11 protein-coding genes are annotated in these 17,663 nt (G+C 47.4%); 2 read left to right on the top strand and 9 right to left on the bottom strand.

Translation table 11 applies throughout. The features are described 5' to 3' along the window. Positions 1 to 83: 83 nt before the first annotated feature. From BUA83_RS01840 to BUA83_RS01810, 6 genes are all read right to left on the bottom strand, one after another. Positions 84 to 1,253 carry a restriction endonuclease subunit S gene (locus BUA83_RS01840; protein ID WP_072934467.1) on the bottom strand — a complete coding sequence of 390 codons (1,170 nt, stop codon included), beginning with the start codon at positions 1,251 to 1,253 and terminating at the stop codon, positions 84 to 86. Between the two features lie 23 nt (positions 1,254 to 1,276). After that, positions 1,277 to 2,749, bottom strand: a complete 1,473-nt coding sequence (locus BUA83_RS01835; RefSeq protein ID WP_072934466.1) for a type I restriction-modification system subunit M — start codon at positions 2,747 to 2,749, stop codon at positions 1,277 to 1,279. 830 nt (positions 2,750 to 3,579) lie between these two features. Then, positions 3,580 to 3,912, bottom strand: a complete 333-nt coding sequence (locus BUA83_RS12450; RefSeq protein WP_094756401.1) for a zinc-ribbon domain-containing protein — start codon at positions 3,910 to 3,912, stop codon at positions 3,580 to 3,582. A 153-nt stretch (positions 3,913 to 4,065) separates the two neighbouring features. Beyond that, on the bottom strand, positions 4,066 to 7,221 hold the full coding sequence (locus BUA83_RS01820; protein WP_072934465.1) for an efflux RND transporter permease subunit: 3,156 nt from the start codon (positions 7,219 to 7,221) through the stop codon (positions 4,066 to 4,068). 20 nt (positions 7,222 to 7,241) lie between these two features. Continuing rightward, entirely contained in the window at positions 7,242 to 8,399 is a 1,158-nt protein-coding gene (locus BUA83_RS01815) for an efflux RND transporter periplasmic adaptor subunit (protein ID WP_094756423.1), read from the bottom strand. Positions 8,400 to 8,637: 238 nt separating this feature from the next. Then, on the bottom strand, positions 8,638 to 9,348 hold the full coding sequence (locus BUA83_RS01810) for a LytR/AlgR family response regulator transcription factor (RefSeq protein ID WP_072934464.1): 711 nt from the start codon (positions 9,346 to 9,348) through the stop codon (positions 8,638 to 8,640). 84 nt (positions 9,349 to 9,432) lie between these two features. Here BUA83_RS01810 and BUA83_RS01805 point away from each other — a divergent pair, with 84 nt between their 5' ends. Beyond that, on the top strand, positions 9,433 to 10,773 hold the full coding sequence (locus BUA83_RS01805) for a sensor histidine kinase (protein WP_072934463.1): 1,341 nt from the start codon (positions 9,433 to 9,435) through the stop codon (positions 10,771 to 10,773). A 17-nt stretch (positions 10,774 to 10,790) separates the two neighbouring features. Here the strand turns inward: BUA83_RS01805 and BUA83_RS01800 are convergent, their stop codons facing one another. Next, on the bottom strand, positions 10,791 to 12,977 hold the full coding sequence (locus tag BUA83_RS01800) for a clostripain-related cysteine peptidase (RefSeq protein ID WP_072934462.1): 2,187 nt from the start codon (positions 12,975 to 12,977) through the stop codon (positions 10,791 to 10,793). Between the two features lie 53 nt (positions 12,978 to 13,030). After that, positions 13,031 to 13,720, bottom strand: a complete 690-nt coding sequence (locus BUA83_RS01795) for a TIGR00266 family protein (RefSeq protein WP_072934461.1) — start codon at positions 13,718 to 13,720, stop codon at positions 13,031 to 13,033. 284 nt (positions 13,721 to 14,004) lie between these two features. On the opposite strand from BUA83_RS01795, the gene BUA83_RS01790 reads away from it, so the two are divergent. Next, a complete protein-coding gene (locus BUA83_RS01790; protein WP_072934460.1) occupies positions 14,005 to 14,361 on the top strand; it encodes a hypothetical protein in 357 nt (118 codons plus the stop codon). 82 nt (positions 14,362 to 14,443) lie between these two features. On the opposite strand, the gene BUA83_RS01785 is transcribed toward BUA83_RS01790, so the two are convergent. Further along, positions 14,444 to 17,641 (bottom strand): autotransporter outer membrane beta-barrel domain-containing protein, encoded by a 3,198-nt coding sequence (locus BUA83_RS01785; protein ID WP_072934459.1) that lies wholly within the window; start codon positions 17,639 to 17,641, stop codon positions 14,444 to 14,446. Between the last annotated feature and the right edge of the window lie 22 nt (positions 17,642 to 17,663).

The raw sequence follows: 17,663 nt of genomic DNA, 5'->3' as shown, positions 1-17,663 counted from the left end.
TATATCCCTTTTACCATGTTTATTTATTACACATTTCAGCAACGTGCGCCTTACTTTTGTAATCTTTCATAACAAAACAAGTTTTAAGCGAAATACTCCTGCATCAAACTGTCAAATAATTTTTGTGTTTCATCAAGTGCTTTTTGAACGACAACTTTTGATTTGTCGACTTGTTTTACGAAATCTGCAAACTCCCCTTGTTTCTCTTTTGAAGGAAGCGGAATTGGTAATTTTAAGAAATTTACAGTAGTAAAACTCGCTTGATTGACCGCTGGTTGAATTATATTTTGCAAATGTCTATAGTAATAATCACTCATAGCAAACCAATTATAGTAATATTCATCACAATTATCAGCAAGCTTCATTCTGAAAATATTTGTTGTATAAATGCAATCACGCCCTATATCACGATATATTGCTGTCTTACCAATCTGTGATGCACTATTAATGAAATTCACCAAAACATCACCGTCATCGAGAATATAATCCTTTGTATTTGCGCCCTGCGGATCGTCAATATACCAATATTTTACATCATCGAATATGAACAGCCCATCCCGTATATTTCCAGATCGTATAACCGGTAAACCTATATCATCATCTGACAATTTTCGTGACAATCCACTTTTTAGAAATGTAGAGACATCAGCAATTGTCACAACTGGCCATCCTAATGGATTTTTCATCAAATCGCCAAAGAACTCGACAAATCGGGCTTTGATAAGTTCATCAAAATACTCAAGTTCCTTTCTCCGAGAATCTATTACTCCTGTCAGTTTATCTAATACAGATATAATTTCAGCTTGTTTTGTTTTATCTTCTTCTATGTTTACAACGAACTCACCAAATTGTGTTTTATTTATTATTGGAACTACAGGTGAATTTGCTATGGCTACAAGCTTAGGTTTTGAATATAAAAGATTGTATGCCAGGTAACGTGGTAGAACTTTTTCATTCGACTCTATGACATTTATCTGTTGATTAAAAGCATAGTCACCATAATCCGCTATTCCTACTTTACCAATACTACCAATACAGGTAACAAATATCGCATCTTTAGATACTACTCTGGCCTTGCCACGTGCATTCTCCGATATATATTCTGATGAATCATTAATTAGTGTAATTCCTTCGTCTGCTATTCCATCTGGTTTTACAAAACATATATCTGTCGAATCCCAATATCTTGCATCTTTCTTACTAGGGGTATTTCCTGTTGTTATTTTTCCCAGTTTTTTTAATTCAATCTCCATCTATCATCCCTACAAATCTCAATTTATTTTTTCAATAATTTCTTTAATTCCGCTAATTCTGCCTGTATTTCGCTCTCAAGTGCATCAATATTGCTCAAGATTTCCTCTGTTGGAGGATATTCTACAGGTACATATTCAATTTCCTTGTACTCGTTTATCGACAAATCATAATCATTTTTCTTGATTTCCTCTACAGGCACAAAGAAAGACTGTTCTGTACGTTTTCTGCTTGATTCAGCTTCTAAATTAGAGTATCTTGCAACGATATCAGGAATATCATTTTCCTGCACAGGCTGACGTTTATCATCAAGACTGAAGCCATCAGCCTTCATATCGTAAAACCAAACCTTATCTGTACCACCAGCTCCTGTCTTTGTGAAGAACAGTATTGCCGTAGATACACCTGCATAAGGTTTAAACACGCCACTTGGCATTGATACTACTGCAGTTAGTTTGTTATTATCAATTATTTCTTTCCGTATCTGTTTATGGGCTTTACTGCTGCCAAAAAGCACCCCATCAGGAACAATTACCGCAGCACGTCCACCTTTTTTCAGTACACGAAGAAACAAAGCCAAAAACAACAGCTCTGTTTTCTTCGTTTTAGTTACTTTTAAGAGGCTTGATGCCACAGCCTCGGCATCCAAACTGCCTTTAAACGGTGGATTAGCTAAAACCAAGGAATATTTTTCTTCATCAGTATTGAATTCCGACAAGCTGTCCCTGTAACTGATATTAGGATTTTCAACACCATGCAGCATCATATTCATAGCTCCGATACGAAGCATAGTAGAATCCATATCATTGCCGTAGAACATCGTGTTATTAAAGTGCTCACGCTGAGCATCATCCATGAACAAATCACTGTGATGCTCTCTAAGATAAGTCTGAGCTTCTATCAAGAATCCGGCAGAACCCATTGCCGGATCAATAATTGTATCTCCCGGATTGGGCTGAACCATATCCACCATCATTTTTATGATGTGCCGTGGAGTACGAAATTGACCATTAGTACCAGCGGTTGCGACCTTTGACAGCAAATACTCGTACAAATCTCCTTTAGTGTCTCCACCCTCACTAGCTTCATCCAATCCCAATCCTTCAATACCATCAACAACCTTACTCAACATGCCAGGTGTCGGTATCTTAAATATCGCATCTCCCATATAACGAGAATACGCAGAATCACTATCACTATGAAGATTCTTGATAAATGGAAACACCTTGTTTTGTATAAGGGCATACATTTTAGCCGAATCGCCTAAATTTTTAAATTTACTCCATCTGTATTCCTGTGCATCATCAGGAAATATTCTGTCAGGCTCATATCCCAAAACAGCCGCATCCGCTTCTCTCTTAGTCTCTACTTCATCAAGCTGTTTGATAAACAGCAAATACGTAAACTGTTCAATAACATCCAGCGGATTCGTAATACCACCAGTCCAAAATGTCTCCCAAATCCTATCTACTTTGTTTTTCAACTCACCTGTTATCATCAAAAGACCTCTTCTCTTTTATTGTTCTTGTTAATATGGCAATAAAACCTATAATTAAATCATTTAATCACTCACAGTAACTTTTTCCTATATCCACTATAGATTCTAGTATACACCTTGTTTTTCCTGCTTGTAATGCTTAAAAATTCATCATAAATTTAACCATTTAAGAAAAACATGAAAAAACGCCTGAATCCGTCATTGGATTCAGGCGTTTAAGTAGATATTAACTTTCGGGGCTACTCTCTGTCTGTCCCGGCATTCGGTGTTTTGCTTCCGTTTGTCGGGCTGACGCAGAGATTGCGACAGAGACTATATGCGACTGTAATTCCTGTACTCTCCCGGCCGGGGATAGAAGTCACCTTTGGCAGCTTCTACAGAGTGCGGGCATTGCTGTCGATTTTTGCAATTCAAAGAGCGTTATACGGTTTTGGGACGTACTTTCCCCTAGGTCAATTTCAATACTTTTAATAATGTAAAACTTTGGTTCGTTTGTATGCCTGAACTTCCCTGCTGCGCGCGGCTCCTTGCGGAGTCTTTTAAAATACAGTTCCATCTTCGGCGGTTTGTGTGTGAAGGGTGCTTAGTAAAACATTGCTGCCTCATCAGCTGCAGCGAGAAATTACTTGTACGGTATATCGGAGTGCTGTTACGGTTGAATGTTTTTATTTAATTACCCTTTCACCTATATACATGCCCTGAAGAGGACAAAATACAAACGTGCTGTAAAAAAAGTTTAAATAGTTGATAAAAACCGTCGTTCAGATTGAAATACCACACAAAAACGCCGTGAAGAACGAAATCGTTCTTCACGGCGTTTTTCATTGTTTTCAGCACTCGCCGTTGTATTCTTTGACGTCCTTATAAGCCCAGATCATGCTTGCAATCCAGCCTGCAATGCTGCCCATTCCACCTGTCAGGAAGCTGACAACAACAGTTGCGACAACCAGAATCAGAGCGTGCTTGACATTCGCGTACAGCAGACCGATTGGTCCGAACAGGAAAGTCAGAAGCAGAGCAAGCCACATTTTCTTCTTTCCATGATACTGAAACGGCGGAACTGCCTGCGTATCAGTACCTGCTTCTGCTGCAGCACCGCATTCAGCACAGAACGCTGCTCCCTCCGCAATTTCATTTCCACAGTTTGAACAAGATTTAGCCATTTATAACGCCTTCCTTTCAAATCGTTTTCGACAACTCTGATATTGTACCACGTTAATAAAAAAATCTCCATCTTTTCAAAAAACCACATCATTTTCTTTCTCTGTACATGTAAAGAGACGGCTGTGAGTATATCCCCAGCCGTCTCCTTAAAATCACATATAATCCTCTGCCGTTTTCTTCTTTGCCCCATGCGCGCCTGATAACTTAGCCGAAATAATCTCGACAATTACGAAGAATATCGGTATCAGGAATACACCGAGCGCCGTCGCGAAAATCATTCCGCCAACAACAGCGATACCCATGTTGTTACGCGCCGCAGCACCTGCACCTGACGCAACAGCCAAAGGCAGACAGCCGATGATGAAGGCAAGCGACGTCATGATGATAGGTCTCAGACGAAGTCCTGCAGCCTCAACAGCCGCCTTAATCGGATCCATTCCCTTATCTGTACGCGCCTTTGCGAACTCAACGATAAGAATAGCATTCTTTGCGGCAAGACCGATAATCGTAATGATACCGATCTGCATGTAGATACTGTTCTGCTGATTCATTACATACTCTGAAAGCAGTGCTCCGAAAATACCTGTCGGAACAGTAAGCAGTACCGCAAAAGGTACGCTCCAGCTTTCATAGAGCGCGGCAAGACACAGGAATACGAAAATCAGCGCCATTGCAAGAACCTGGACTGTCTTGCTTCCCGAGGATTTTTCCTCACGGCTCTGACCGGACCAGTCAATGTTGAAGCCCGCAGGTGCCTTTTCACGAACAACCTCTTCGATGGCGTTCATGGCCTGACCGGAGCTGTAGCCCGGAGCAGGAGAACCCTGGATTGCGACTGCACGCGCCGCATTGAAACGGGAAATAACGGATGTACCTGTTGTTACACGCGGTTTAAGCAGTGTATCCAGCGGTACAAGAGTACCCGTGTTGCTCTTTACAAATACGAATTTCGCAGCCTCTGCCTCGTTTCTGTAGGTCGTATCCGACTGCATGACAACCTTATAGGTACGTCCGAAACGGTTGAAGTCATTGACCTCGTATCCGCCGAAGTTTACCTGAAGTGCCGTGAACACGTCGGAAAGCTGTACGCCGAGGTTCTTGACCTTTTCACGGTCAACATCGAACTGATAAACCAGTGAATTGATTTTGAAGGTTGAATAAACACCCTGAAGCTCAGGACGCTGGTTTGCTGCCGCGACTATTTCCTTGACGATTACATCAAGCTCTTCGTCAGTATGTCCCGACATATCCTGCAGCTGCAGGTTAAAGCCGCCGACCATACCAAGGCCCGGAAGAGCAGGTGGAATAAACGCGATGACAGATGCCTCAGGAGTTACCTGCGCGCCCTCACCAAAAATCCTTCCGATAGCAGCCTTTATCTGCGTTTCTGCAGTTTTACGCTTGCTCCAGTCATCGTAACCGATGAACAGCGTTCCTGCATTGGATTTCGCTGCCGAAGTCAATACATCATAGCCTGTAATGGCCATGACATTTCTGACACCCGGATTTTCTGCAATTACACTGTTCAGCTTCATCATGGATCTGCCTGTCTGGTTAAGGGAAGCACCCTCAGGCAGCTGCAGTGACGCAATTACAAAGCCCTGGTCCTCGTCCGGAACGAAGGTAGACGGCACAACCTTGAACAATGCGCCTGCCAGTACAGTCAGTATCACAAGGCTGAGCACTGCCAGCTTGATATTGCCTGTCAGCCAGCTGACTCCGCCAAGATAGCGTTTGGTAATTTTTTCAAACCATACATTGAAGGAATCAAAGAATTTATCAATTCTTCCCTTTTCCTCATTTTCCTGATGCGGCTTAAGCATAGTCGCACAGAGAGCCGGTGTCAGCGTCAATGCCACAAATGCTGAGAGCATAACGGACACTGCAATCGTAAGAGCAAACTGTCTGTACAGCACGCCCATCATACCGCCAAGGAAAGCAACCGGCACAAATACCGCCGCCAGAACAATAGCGATAGCCACAACAGGTCCCTGCACCTCATCCATAGCGATTTCCGTCGCCGTCTTCGGGTCAAGATTTCTCTCTGTCATGTTACGCTCGACGTTCTCGATAACAACGATAGCATCATCGACAACAAGACCGATTGCGAGAACCATAGCAAAGAGTGTCAGTGTATTGATTGAGAACCCAAGAATGACAAATGAACCAAAGGTTGCAATCAAAGAAACAGGCACGGCAAGCATCGGGATAACCGTCGCGCGCCAGCTCTGCAGGAACACAAACACGATAATCATAACGAGAAGCAGTGCTTCAAAGAAGGTCTCTGCAACCTCAAATATGGATGCCTTTATGAAGTCGGTAGTATCGTTGATTTCCACATACTCCATATCAGGCGGGAAATCGCGTTTAGCCTCCTCAATGACCTGTTTGACACCGCTTACAGTATCCATAGCATTTGCATCGTTGGTAAGCATGATACCAAAACCGATACCGACCTTACCGTCTGTGTTAGATTCTACGGAATTTGTACGGGCGCCCTCTTCAATACGGGCAATATCCTTCAGACGCACAAAGGAGCCGTTTGCGCCGGAACGAACAATAACATTTCCGAAATCCTCGGCTGTAACAAGACGTCCTGCAACCTTACCTGTATACTGCTTCTCCTGTGTATCAGGAGCAGGCATCATACCGACTGTACCTGCAGGAGCCTGTATATTCTGCTCCTTTACCGCAGACGTAACATCGGCTACCGTGAGCCCCAGCTCGGCAAGGCGGTCAGGATTCAGCCATACACGCATGGAATAATCAGGGCCAAAGATGTTGACATCGCCGACACCCGGAACGCGCTTGATTTTATCCATGATGTAAATATCTACGTAGTTTTTAAGGAACTCACGGGAATATGTCCCATTCGGTGAATATATAGACCCGATGAGTGCCATATCTGACGATGCCTTTTTCGTGGTAACACCACGGGTCTGAACATCGGCAGGAAGGCTGGCATTCGCGATAGCAACGTTGTTCTGTACCTTGACAGAGTCCATGTCGCCGTCCGTGCCAAGGGTAAACACGACCGAAAGACTGTATTTACCTGAGTCATCTGAGCTTGATGACATATAATCAACGCCCTGTGTACCATTAACCTGCTGCTCTATTACCTGAGCAACCGTCTCATTGATAACGTTTGCGTTCGCACCTGTATACGTTGTAGAAACCGAAACTGTCGGCGGTGAAATCTGCGGATATTGTGCAACCGGCAGACTAAATGCCGCCAGCGTTCCGACTATTACCAGAATCAGGGAAATGACAATGGCGAATATCGGACGCTGTATAAAGAATTTAGCCAAAACGCAACCCCCTTAAGATATCACGACTTGCTTTTTTCAGCCGGAGCCGCATCCAGGGTGAAGCCCATCTGTTCAGGAGTAACATCCGTAACATTCAGGTCCATGCCTGCCTGGAGCTTTGTGAGTCCCTCGACAACCACCTTGTCGGCTGCGGTAACTCCGCTCTTAACAATATAGTAGCTTCCGACCTTTTCTCCGAGTTCAACATTGCGGGTTTCGGACTTGTTGTCTGCACCGACAACAATTACAAAGGTCTTATCAAGAATCTGCTGCACTGCACGCTGAGGAATAAGAATTGCATTCGGTACAACCTCTCCCCCAAGACGGACGCGGGCGAACATTCCCGGCAAAAGGATACCCTTCGGATTCTCGAATATTGCCTTTACTGTCAGTGTACCGGTGTTCTCAGAGAGAGCGCGGTCAGCCTGCACAAGACGTCCGCGGACAGGATAAAGCTGCCCGTTTGAAAGAGTAACCGAAACAACTGCATCATCCATGCTTCCGGAGTTCAGATTATGGAGATTCATGAACTTCAGATACTCGGTCTCAGAAATACTGAACTGAACATACACCGGGTCAACAGAACCGAGTGTCATGAGCGTTGTCTGTCCTGCAACAGCATACGTTCCGATTGCAACATCATTAACGTCAACACGGCCGTCCATCGGAGCGCATACAAGCGTATCATCAAGATCCTCCTGTGCCTTCTTCAAAAGAGCGCGGTTCGCATCAACAAGCGCCTTATACTGGCTTACCTGAGCACGCTGTGTCGTGACTGTCTGCTCGGAAATCGCATCCGACTCCAGAAGAGCCTCATCACGTCGTAAGTCAATAAGGCCGTTGTTCAGAGTTGCCTCGGACTGGGCAAGATTTGCACGGGCAGAAAGCACCGTTGACTCATACTGACGGGAGTCAATCTTGTAAAGCGGCTGCCCTGCGGTTACAAACTGACCGCCTCGTACATATTTCTCCATAATAGTACCGGATACGCGGGGCATGATTTTGACCTCATCCAGGCCTCGTACCTGTCCTGCGTACTCAGAGGACAACGGAGTATCCTGCTGCAGCACCTGCATTGCCTTAACGGATACGGCGCTTGTCTGCTGCTGCTGCACTCCTCCACAGCCCGTAACAAAAAATGAGCCGGCTGCTATCATAGCGGCCAACGCAGCACCCATCCATTTTTTTTGCTTCTTCAAAATGAATATACCCTCCTTCACCGCCCGGAATCCCCATCAGGAAGCCGACACGGATGTCTGACTAAAGTCGATAATAGTAAACATCTATTTACTATCGTATAGTATATGGTATCTTATCCCATGATAAATGTCAAGAATTTTGATTGGCAAGCCAGCCGCTTTCAACGAAAACAAAAAGTGCCGCCGAATTTTCATTCATTCGAACGGCACTCTGAAATCATCTTTTACTGTGAGCGCGGTATTCGATATATGCGCGCTTGCATTCGTTGTGATAGGACTGACCGATGGGAACCCGTTCTCCGTCCTTCAGCAAAAACTCATTACGGTTCATCGACTGTATGCAGTCGAGAGCGACGGCAAAGCTTCGGTGCGGACGGATAAAATCATTCTTCGGCAATAGCTCCATGAGACTGCCCAGCCGCATATACGTCTTGATATCCTCCGCCGCGTGTATAATACACGCCTTCCCCACGACCTCAACATATCGGATGGACGAGGCAGGAATCAGAACCGGATGATAATCGCAGACTACCTCCACCATGGATTCCTGCGGCTTCGACGTATTCCGCCAAAGCCTCTCGAAGATTTTTTCTATCTCACCGAAGGTAGCAGGCTTGATGAGATAATGCAGCGCCCGCACCTCATAGCCGGACAGCGCGAACTCCATGCTCATGCTTACGAAAACAAATTCCACATCATTGTCAAGCTCACGTGCCTTACGCGCCAGATCAATTCCCAATCCGCTTCCTATATAATTATCGAAGAATATCAGCTTATATTTCTGCGGTGCAAAAGCACGCAAAAAATCCTCACCGGAAGCAAACGTGTCAAGCTCAAGGCTTATTTCATGACCTGCAGCGTATGCCTTAATTACATCCACAAGCTGCTCCATATCCTTTTTATCATCTTCAACGATTGCAATTCGCATGCTTCATCACCTTCTTTTATGGTATAATTTATCATATAATTTTTGTGTGAAAATACATTTCATGATAGAAACGAAGGGATTCGTATGACTTTTATCATAGGTATGGCTTTGGGGATTACACTGATTCAGCTCATAGGCGCGTATCTGCGCTATCTGCCCTTTGAGTCAAAGCTCAGCTTCGAAGAACGCGTCCGCCTTTGGAAATACTTTCTTCTTTGGGCTCCCGTCACCCTGACGATATATGCCATATATTTTTATCATACAGGACTCGATGCCGAATCCTTCAAGCGCGTCCAGTTTTTCGGATGGCTTCCGTTCTTCGCGTTTTCTCTCATCGTCATCCGCCACGAGGTCACACATCATATTTTCGTGGTTGGCATGCAGATGCTTTGGTATTTTTTGCTGCATACACTGAGCGGCGCTCTGATTCTTACACTGCTTCCGCCGTTTTTCGGGACAGGAGCCTATCGTCTTACGACACAGACAGCTATTTACGTCGCCCTGTTCCTTGTGTTTCTTCCGTTGGAAAAACCACTCTTTCGGAAGCTTCTTCCCCCTCATCTTTTCTCCGGCAGCAAACTGGAGAACTGGTGCTTCGCAATCTTCCCCTTCGGACTCTGCTCCACTCCGCTCATCATGCTGATCGACCGTCCGCTGATGCATACGAAATCAGATATACTTTTGCGCTTCGCCCTGTTCTTCTGGGGTGTCATACTTTATCAATATTCACTGTACGCCGGTGAACGCGCCGCGCGTATACAGAGCGACCTGCATACCAACGAGCTTGTGACGCAGCAGCTGGAAGCACTGAAAACCCACGCAGCGATGCTTCAGTCCAGAGCAGAGGATGTGCAGCGTGTACGCCACGACCTACGTCATTACAACCGCCTTTTGGCAACACTGCTTGAATCAGGAGAGGTGGAAAAAGCCCTGGAGCTGGTGAAGTCACAGGACAAAGAGCTTCTTGCGCAGCCCATAGCCGCTTACTGCAAAAGCCCTATCGTAAACGCGGCACTGACCGTCTATATCAAGCTTGCGCAAAAAGACGGCATACGTATTTCCTGTGAGGTAAACCTCAAGGACGATGCCCTCAATGAAGCAGACAACGACCTCTCAATCCTTCTCTCCAACGTAATAGAAAACGCTGTAATCGCCAGCCGCAGACAGCCTGAGGGTGAACGTGAAATCCGCATATCCCTTGCATGCACAAATCATGAATACGCGCTTGTTGTCGAGAACCGCTGCAGCACGCCGCTCCTTTTTGGGGACGACGGCCTTCCGGTAGCGAAGGAAAGCGGCCATGGAACGGGTATGATTTCCCTCAGAAGCTTCAGCAGGAAATACAATGCGGAGGTATTATTCGAGCAGACAGACGGCTGGGTGCGTCTTTTTATGTACTGGAACGAAACAAAACAGGAATCATAGCTAATATTTTTTATCTTCTACACTCCAAGCGACTCGGCAATGCTTCCGCCGCCTGACGGCGCACTGCCTAAAACAGAACCGCCCGACAGGGAGTCAGCAATACTGCTGCCGCCGGTCGGCTGCAGTCCCCCACCTGTCCCTGCAAACGGATTGCCTACATATGTAGTAATTTCTCCGTTTCTAATCGTGTAGGTGACCATTTCCGACAACGCGGAATTATTCAGCGGGTCAACAAACTCGAAGAAATACCCGTATGTGCCGTCGCCTACCTCTTCGTCCCGCACCGTAGGATTAGCACCGATAGTGAAGGTGTCCACCTCGACCTCGGTGTATTCGGTGTCCGAGCCTGAAAGAGTCATACCGTAATGAAGTGTCGTAATAACGTCACCCGGCTTCAGCTTTATCAGCTCACGGCTCGCCACCATACTGGCAATGCCTGTATTTTCGTCCCTTCTTGCGCCGAGGATTCTATATTCCTCCCGTCCGAAATCATACACTACCTGCAGATTACAGGGAACTCCGTTCAGCTTGATAGGAATGGAGTACAGATTAAAGCCGTCCTCCTCATAGGTAATCTCAACATAAACAGGATGACCGTCCAGCATAGGCCATGTGCCGTAGAAATTGTCCTTGAATACCCCCGTATCCCAGTCAGCTACGATATTCGAATCAGAGCCAAGGTCGAGTATAACATCCTGCTCTGCATCCATATAGATGAGCTGGCAGTGTACGGAACTCAAAAGGTCCGCCGCCGCCGGCGTAAGCCGTACAAAGGCTACACCATCACGGTCGACATCAACCGGCGTATCCTCCAGCTGCTGGACATTATATATCGGATGTGCCGACGGCCCCGGCGCATGCGCAGGTGCAGAGCCTGCAATCGCCGCGCCCGTCCCCGGTGCTTCCTGAGTATAGACAGGCGCGCCGGAAATATATTCCTGCGCAGCATCGGGCATATATCCGAAAATCAGGTAATAGTACAGATACTTAATCGACGCAGGCGAAACATCCAGCTCCGCGTAAGCACGCCATACATCCGCGTCGCCATCGTATGGATGATAACAGGAAAGTCCGAGACCTTTGGGACGATAATTACCGTTCACACGATACAGCACACAGTCATCCAGTGCAGAGAGCAGCCTCCCTGTAGTGGCAGGCATCGCGCTTTGCGTATTCCGTGCAAGTCCTCCCATATCCACCATATCGTAATAGCCCTGCTCACGGGTGTTGCCGCCATAGTTCTCCGCAGCCTCCGCGCCACGGGACAGCTGAGAGAACAGCTGACGGGGATTTTCCGCGGCAGCCTGAAGCGCCTCCACACCGTAAGCACCGTAAGCGTTGAACAGCTCAGGAGCTTTTGACACATCGGAAAGAGACAGCGTAGCTATATCATCCACATCATACGCCCTGCAGCCGTCCATATAGGTATCGCAGATTACTTTGCCCAGCGCGGCTCCGCCCATGGAAGGATCCCTTGCAAGAGCCCCTACCCAGCCACTGTAATTCCAGCCGCAGCCCGGCTCAGTCTCCTGTGAAGCCACCATATACCGCGAAAAGCCATGCACCGAATTAAGCGTATCAACTGTCGCCATCAGACAGGCGTCAAAGCCGATAACCTCAAAAGGCGGATTATCGGGGTTCGCTCCATATACCGAATCAAAGGCATCGTGAACCTCGTCGAGACTAATCATAGTCTGATAGCGTTCATCAAGACAGATGCCTCCGGCACTGCCGCCGCCGTGATCCCAGAAAACGAAAACACTGTGGTCTGCGGAAAAATTCTCCTTGCCAAAGCGCAGGAAATCCGTAAGCCCCTCTCCCGAGCCCATATTCACATCCGCACTCACACCGAGACTGTGGAGCCCGTCCGAATCATAAACAAAACGGCCCACAGCCCCCGTCGGGATACCATTTGTGTGCCATCTGTCCGCGCCGCCGGTCTGGATTACGACCTTCACGTTAGGCGGCAGCTGAACCTTCATAAGCTCTGCCAAATCATCAGAAGCAGCACCCTCATTCGTCTCAAGGTCAGTACCGCAGAGATACCAGTAAATCACCCACGTATCAGACGAACTGTAGGGACTTGAAAAATCAGCTCCGTAGCGCGTATGTGCCGCAGCACTGACCTCCGTGCTGAAGCCCATAAAGAATATGCACGCAGCAACGGCAGCCGCTGCAAGTTTTTTGATAAGCCTTCGTTTCATGGCAGTTTCCCCCCGATATAGAATACCTGCCTATATAATATCAGACATCCGCCTCAGTCGCCACTGCTCGGGAACATAGAACGAATCCATCCTGCGAAGCCCTCAGGATTGCGTGTCTGTATCAGCACAGTGCCAGGCCCCCTGAAACGACAGACGAGCCCCTCTCCCGATTTCAGGCTGGACAAAATACCGCCGCTTGAAGCCTTTTCGATTTCATAATGCATAGTATCAGGCCATGCCACCAAATGACCGTTGTCAATAATAACTTCCTCTCCCGCAGGAACCTCAATAGGATGTATCATCCCGTAGCTTGATACGAAAACCGTGCCCCGGCCTCTCATATTCATCACAAAGAAGCCCTCACCGGAAAACAGGCCCTTTGAAAGATTCTGCACCTTCGTATCAATATCAACGCCCTGAGAAGCAGCCAAAAATCCGCCCTTCTGAACAGTCAGCCCATGAGAACCGTCAAGCTCTACAGCATGGATACCACCCGGCAGAGGATGACCTATCAGCACGCGCCCTGCCCCACGGCTGGCAACAAGCTGCTGCATGAAAAAGCTCTCACCCGTTAGCATCTTCCTCATGAGTCCCCCCATGATACCGCCGCTTGTCTTGCCCTCAACATCAATAGTCGGCGACATGGCAATCATAGCATCAGACTCCGCCTGCAGTGATTCGCCCTTCTGCATTTCTACCTGAACGACCGGGAACGCCTCCGGGTAGAGAATTTTGTAATCCATGTGTATTCCTCCTTTGAAAATGAACTCCGAAATCTTTCCCCAAATAGGAAAAACTGTTTATCCTATGTTACCTTACACCCGTTTTTTCTATTGTCAACGATTATGCCGTAGACAGTAAATTCATTCCGTAAACAATAAAAAAATTTTCATTCACGCCATAAATTTACTATCTGCTCCCAAATCCTTGTTTTCTGAAAATTAGATGATAAACTGATAATGACAGAGATGCGGGTACACGTCATCTCACCAGGAAAATACCTATTCATCAGGAGGCGTATCCACTTATGAAGAGAATCAAATCCCTCAGAGTCTTTTTACTTGCTGCAATGTTCGTCATGGCTTTTGCCAGCGTCGCATTTGCAGGTGCACAGGATTTCGTGCTTGTAAACAACACAGGCTATCCGATTTATGTTGTCAACGTCAGCCCGGCAAGCTCCAATGACTGGCAGAACGACATCCTCGGCAGCCAGATTCTTGGCAACGGACAGTACTGCGAAGTTACTTTCCCGACAAACGGTGTTCAGTATTGGGATCTTCAGGCAGCTTTCGAGGACGGCAGCAGCCTTTCCTGGTACAACATTGACCTTCTGAGCGTCGCTCAGGTCACACTGAACGGCGACGGTACTGCATCGTTCCAGTAAGGCAATAATCGAAATTCCCTTTATATCAGAAATCCCCGTCGGTATGTACCTGCCGACGGGGATATATTTTTTTATTATTCCTTTAGAAGTTAAACGTCACAGCCACGCCGCCTGTTAAGCCGCGTTTCTTTCCTGCGAAGCCCGAGAGGTTGAAGTCCAGTGTAATCGGGCCGTCCTTCTTAGGGTTCAGGACCGCGCCCAGCTCTGCACGCAGGCTTCCGCCGCTGGTGTCAGCGCCGCGGATTGCCATGCCGTCTGCCGTACCCTCTGCCTTGCCGGAGAATTCCTGCTCGTATGCCAGTCCACCGTAAAAATTCCACTTTTCACGCTTCATGACATACCGTGTACCGAGCCTCAGAACGTCGCTGTTCACTGCGTCCAGGTCGTAGTGGCCGCCTGCATCAAAGCTTACGCTGTTCCTGTGGTTATGGAAGAATTTTCCGTAGACGTCAAGCTCACTGCTTTCATTGAGGGTGATGACCTTGCCCACACCCACATGAACGCCCCAGTATGGCGCGTCTGTCTCGTAGCTGTAGGGATTGCCCATGGCATCACGGAGAACGTTCTTCGCGTCGTCGTGAACATTTCCCGCGCGAAGGCTTCCTTCAACATAGATGCCGTCCTTCTTCTGCCATTTCGCCAGAAGTCCGCCGCCTGCGTAGTAGGTGGAGCCGTCGCCCCGCTGGTCTCCGTTGTGGGTGGTGTAGTTTCCTCTGCCGTATTCGAAGAAGGCGCCGTACTCGAAGGAGCATTTTTCCTTGTCGTTTTTATGGCCGAGAGCGATGATGGCATTCCATGTACGGGCATCCACATGGCTGCCCGTTTCCTGACGCATAGCGCCTCCGCCCATTGTTGCGAAGGAAGCAATACCGTCAGCACCAACATTGGCTGTATGCCCGAGGCCGTCCTCAGCCGCGAGAATAAAATCATCTCCGATGTCGATGGTGTCCATTCCGACCTCTTCGCTCATGACAGTATTATGTGTCTGCTCCTGTACTTCAATTTTTCCCGCCGTGGTATCGGTACGGAAAACAAGATTGCTTCCTTCAAGGGATGCTTTTCCCTCACCCTGCAGTGTGGAGCCTACCATGTATTTCGTGCCCGTGATGGTTCCCACGGTATCGCCAAAGCCCCCCACGAGAGTCATTTCTTTATTGGCTTCCAGCTCCTTTATGTTTGTGAAGTTGATGTTGGAGGTATCCACCGCCGCGCCGTTGAAGGAAACATTCGTCAGCTCCGTATTATGGTCAATCAGCATGCCGCTGTCCTTCCACTCCACGTTGCCGAAGGTCAGCTTCGAGGCGTTGTTCGCCGTTGCGGTATATTCGATATTATTTCCGTTATGCTTCACCGAACCCAATATTACGCCATCCATTGTCACGCCGGATGCAATGGACGCGTTCGTGTAGTCAACGGACTTCTCAACGTCTGACAGCGCAGCCGTCAGCGTATCATTGGCTTTAAGCAGCGTTGTTGTCCCCGTCACAGCCTGCGGATTTTTGAAGGATAGCCCATCTACATTCACGAGCGCACCATTTGTCACGCCCGCGTAGTTATAAGTCGAGTCGCCGGCATCCCGGGCCTTTCCCCACTCCATTTCTCCGAATGAAATCTTTTTGACCGTGCCCTTGATATTGTAATTGACCTTCCTTCCGACATCTGCCAGGGAAATGCTGTGTACAGTATCACATGCCAGCGTAACGCCGTTTGCTGCACTGGACGCACCCGTTTCCGTCTTGAGCTGGACACTTCCTGAAATAGCTGCCGCATCGGCATCCGAATATTTAAGCTTTAGATTATTGAAATTATTTTCTGTCCCCGACTGTAAAAGCGTCATAGTTCCACAGCCGGGTCCACTGATATTCATGTCCCTGATATCCAAAGTAGTGTTGGTTAAATCGTATGAACGAGGAGTGCTGATTACACTTTCATTATACTCAAAGGATTTTGCCGCCAGAACAGGTATTGTCTCACTCCATTTCACATTGTGCAGGACGATAGAATCAAAATTCTCTACAGACTTCACAGTATTCGTTTGCACCCAGGCACCGCTGTCATTCTTGGCATAGGCCGCAAAAACCTCTCCGTCGGTTATAACAGGTGTATAGCTGTCACCGCTTTTCGTATAGGTTTTGACGCCGCCAAGATGCAGCTCGTTGCCGCTTTGGCTGCCTGTGCCAACCTTAAAGGCTCCAAAAAGCCGAACCTTTCCACCGTCACTTCCATCGACGCCCATTGCCCCCACAAGACTAAGGGCGTTGTTGTTAGAGTCTGCATTGTTCGTAGAAGACGCGCTAACATCATAATTTTTCAAATTCACGTTCTCGCTAAAACGCAGAGTTGGGACGCCTTCCTTAATTGTTCCCTGCAGGACAAGAGTATTATATTCTGCCTTCCCAAGCATCATGCTCCTAGCGCCAGTCAAATATAAGTCGGGGGAAAGTCCTGAAGGGTAAAGTGGAAGGAGTCTCGGATTATCTAAACGCCTTGGCCCGAAGACGCAGTCCTGCAGCCTGACGGAATTACCATTAGCCTTAGCCCCGCTGCTATCAGCTTCACCACCGTAAATGTCAGTATTTACCTTCACATTTCGCAATATAACGGTATTGTCACTGGCACTTAGGTCGCTTACATTATTCATGCTCTCACTGTAGCCACCATAGATAGCGTCCTGCACCTCTCCTCCCGTGAGCATGACCTTATTGTTGTCGGCATTATTTCCCAGTGCCTCACCACCTGAAATAAACGACGTGAATATACTGTTTTCACCAATCACTGTATTATTGGAGGCAGGACCGCTGCCATTATTGCTGTAACGGCCATAGGTTGCCCCAACCGTGGAATTTTTCACGTAAACGGTATTTCCATTTTCGGAATTTCCCCTATATGCACCATAAAGTTTAAGGTAACTGTCATTGGTTTTAACAAAATTTTCTACCTGCAGCGTGTAGCCGCTGCCACTACTTTCATAGCCGCCGCAAATATACCAGAGAGCAGTGTCAGTGTTCCACTCTCCGCAGCTGACATAAAAGTACGGCTTACCGGAGGAGTCAAACCTTTTTTCCGCTGTTACTCCGGGTGGCAAGGTTCCTGTAAAAGTTGGGGTATCTGCATCATTAAGGTATAGTTCGTATGATGCATTCGCACCCGCCACACCGCCTCCCGCTATCCACAGCGATACAGCAAGCGCCAGAGCTGCCTGTGCTTTCCTGTCAAAGTTTCCGATATGCCCCATTGATGCGCAGTTGTTCTTCATTTTGAATGTCCTTTTCATCTTCATTCTATCAGCCCTCATCCTGATT

Source organism: Schwartzia succinivorans DSM 10502 (assembly GCF_900129225.1).
Classification (GTDB): domain Bacteria; phylum Bacillota; class Negativicutes; order Selenomonadales; family Selenomonadaceae; genus Schwartzia; species Schwartzia succinivorans.
This window is presented reverse-complemented; position numbering and strand designations above follow the sequence as displayed.